The sequence below is a fragment of the Nostoc sp. 'Peltigera membranacea cyanobiont' 213 genome (genome assembly GCF_002245975.1).
GTDB lineage: Bacteria > Cyanobacteriota > Cyanobacteriia > Cyanobacteriales > Nostocaceae > Nostoc.
Genome location: NZ_NOLI01000287.1, coordinates 1 through 3556 on the forward strand (window position 1 = coordinate 1; position 3556 = coordinate 3556).

The 3556-nt window shown below is 44.7% G+C and carries 2 protein-coding genes; both read right to left on the reverse strand.

The genetic code is table 11. The features are described 5' to 3' along the window. Window positions 1-505 precede the first annotated feature (505 nt). Complete coding sequence (locus CDG77_RS37225) at window positions 506-652, reverse strand: hypothetical protein (RefSeq protein ID WP_181154209.1); 147 nt, start codon at window positions 650-652, stop codon at window positions 506-508. Between the two features lie 150 nt (window positions 653-802). Then, window positions 803-3556, reverse strand: a 2754-nt coding sequence (locus CDG77_RS34005) for a hybrid sensor histidine kinase/response regulator (RefSeq protein WP_190234152.1), incomplete at its 5' end; no start/stop codon positions are given.

The following is a 3556-nucleotide window of genomic DNA, read 5'->3' on the forward strand; positions in this document are numbered from 1 at the left end:
TACTCTTGGGCGAAAGTCTAAGTTTAGGCACTCCCCTGTGATTACAGAAGCCCCAACTTCAACCGGACTCGGTAAGTTGGGGTAGTTCACTCTGTTATCTTTCTAACGTAGATTTTGGTATAGACAAATGATTAGGTATACCAAATTTGTTCCTCCGATATATCTAAAGTTGAGCAGAAGACAGTGCAAATTTGAGATTCAGTACTAAAAGCAGGTTAGCTGTAGTACTTTATATAAAACTTACGTAATTAATAGACAAGTGTGAGTGGAGAATCCAGAATGGAGCAACTCAACACTGACAATACCTAAACTCAGCAGAGCAATGTTGCCATTTAGCTGGAACCCTAATTTGTCGGTAGGGGCACAATACCCTGCGGGTACTTCGTTATAGAGCAAGTTTGCATACAAACAGACAATTCCGGCGATTCTAAATCTTAATTTTAGCTATTTTGCGAAATATTTAACAGGGTCTTTGACTTTGCCTTTTTCTTGATAATTACTTCCCCTAATGGAGACTATTCACATCAATTTCTAGCTTTTCACCAGTGTCTATCTTTATAACACTTCTAGTCACTGGTGACAGCATCTCCAAACTCACCGCCCCTAACACCTGCTCGTCAGAAACTTCCAAGTATCTCTGCAACTGCTCCATTTTCCGATTAATAAATCCTCAACATTTAAGAAACTGGTTTGCTCGTTGTTGCTAGCTAACTTCGCACGGATTTGATTAGGAAATTAATCATTTTTTGTGGACTGGATGAACTAAGAATCCCACCCCTTCTAGGGGTGGGTGGGAATGTCACTAAACATTACTCGTAGTGCTAACAAGTTTTTCCCCTTTCAACATCCGTGCCGCCGCTTCGAGGAGAGCTTCTTCGAGGTAGGGCTTGGTAAAGTAGCCACTTGCACCGAGTTGAGCGGCAATTTGTCTGTGCTTGTCTGCACCCCGCGAGGTGAGCATTGCGATCGGTAGATGGTTGAGGTTAGAGTCTTTTTGAATGCGAGAGAGTAATTCCAGACCATCGCAACGAGGCATTTCGATGTCGCAAAATACGATATCGCAAGGCAGACCAGAGCGGAGTTTATCCCAGGCTTCTTGACCATCACGCGCCTGTTCGACGCGATAACCTGCTTTGTTAAATGTCAGGGATAGCAATTCTCGGACTGTAATGGAGTCATCCACGATTAACACTGTCGGGTCAATCTTCGCAGGAGAGGTGTCTTGAGGAACCCCTTTCTGTTGCCAAGAATTGCCACCCATTTGTGTAGAAATCCGTCCCTGGAAGATGTCAATGATTTCCAGCACGTCAGCAATAGGCATAATCCGACCATCACCCAGGACTGTAGCACCAGCGACACCAATGGGTTTAGGTGCTGGCCCTTCAAATTGCTTAATTACAATTTCTTGTTCGCTTAACACCAGGTCAATCTGTAGAGCAATCATGGTATTTGCCGATCGCACTACGACCACAGAAACCATGTCATCATCTCGCGTACCGCCATAGACATTACCGCGACTGATTTGCCGATTGAAGGTTAAAAGTTCTTTTAAAGGACGGAATGGCAGCACCGTATCGCGCCAAGAAATAAATGATTGGCCATTGGCATCGTGCTGAATATTTTTCACTGGGATATCCAGCGTATCTTCTACACCGTCCATTGGGAAAGCGATTCTAGAGCGATCGGAGACGCAGCAGAGGGCTTTACAAATACTCAGAGTCAGTGGTAGACGAATTGTGAAGGTAGTTCCCTTGCCGATCGCAGAATCGGTGTTAACTGTCCCCCGAATTTCGCTAATCTCGGAACGCACTACATCCATACCCACACCACGACCGGAAATTTCATCGGCTTGGTCTTTAATCGTAAAACCAGACTGGAACAGCAAATCGTAAACTTCCAGGCGAGACATCGCTTTTGCCTGCGCTTCTGTAATCATGCCAATCTTCACCGCCTTAGCCTTAACCTTGGCAGAATCTATGCCTGCGCCATCATCGCCGACAGAAATGATCGTTTGGTTCCCTTGGTGGAAGGCACGGATAGTAATGATTCCTACAGGTGGTTTACCAGCCGCTTGTCGTTCTTCTGGGGTTTCAATACCGTGAGCGATCGCATTATTCAGCATGTGAGTTAACGGATCGGTCAGATGATCCAAAATCATCTTGTCAATTAAGGTATCGCCACCTTCGATTACCAACTCCACTTGTTTGCCACACTTGATGGCGTTGTCGCGCACTCCTCGCCGCCAGCGATCGATAGTTTGAGCAAAAGGAACCATTCGCGCTCTAGTTAATCCCTCTTGTAGCTGGGTGGTTACTTGGCGGAATTGCCTTGCGACTCGCTCGGTTTCTTCGGTGACAAAATCAATGTCGCTAGCTGACTCACGCACTCGCACAATGCGCTCAATCATCTGCTGTGAGAGTGTATGGAAGGGAGTAAAACGATCCATTTCTAACTCGCTAAAACCCCTATCAGCATTGAAATCAGGCGCTTGTAAGCCAGAGTCTTTCTTTTTGCGTCCAGCTAACAGAGAAGCTTCTAGGAGCGATCGCTCGTACAACTCTTGCATTCTTGCACCCACATCCGAGAGTTGTTGCACCTGAATCAGCAAGTTATCTAATGACTGGCGTAGCCGTTCATGATCTTGCTCTAAGGTATTGCGGTTTACCACCAACTCCCCGACTAAATTACTCATATCGTCCAGTTGTTTAACTGGAACCTTCATCGTTTCTTCAAATCTTGCAGCCCGACGAGTAGAGGGACGGGGAGCTTTGCTGGTGTTTGATTTGGCTGCTGGTGAATGGGATATTGTTTGATCCGCTTCTGCTAGCAACTTCTCCAAGTCACCAAATTCATCTATGGCTAGTGATGGAATGGTATTTTTCGCCAAGACTGGTTGAGCGTTAAAGGGCTGGCGTTGGCGTAGCCCATCGGAGACATCGCTTTCGTTATCTGTACCAAGCAATTCTTCCAGGGCTGCAAAATCTAGTTCTGGTATTGAGGTAGCTTTGGGGTTAAGTACTACTTCCTCTCCTAGTAATGCTTCCAAGTCTGCAAAATCATCATCTGGAGCAGTTACTTGTGTGCTTGCCAATTCTTCAGTCGAGGCAACAATAGCATTTTCTTGATCTGACACTGGTAGCGCTTCAGATGTCTCTCCTAGCTCCCAAAAATTGGTTTCTAGATTTTCTTGAATAACCGTTTGTGTGAAGTCATTGACATCTTGTGATGTCGCATTTTCTCTTAATTCTTCCTGGTTTGTTGATTCTAATAGAGCAGTTTCTGTAAACAACAAATCATTTGTGAAACCCAACTCTATATCTTCAAAATCTCTGTTTATTGGGAATTCAAAGGCAGTTTCTAAATTATTGTTATCCTCAGTCTCTAATATTTCTGGTTGTGTTTGGGCTGAATCTAAGTTTTCTCCAAAATTAATATCTAAAGAAGTTTCTCTAATCGATAGTTCGCCCACAGTATTTTCTGTGGTTTCCATCTGAATATAGGTGGAGTCTATGGCGACTTCTTCAAACACCAGTTGCGGATTTTCATCGAAAGAGCC

Bases quoted from the DNA above. Each gene is read 5' to 3' on its own strand.
- CDG77_RS37225 (WP_181154209.1), bottom strand. From the start codon at position 652: ATGGAGCAGTTGCAGAGATACTTGGAAGTTTCTGACGAGCAGGTGTTA.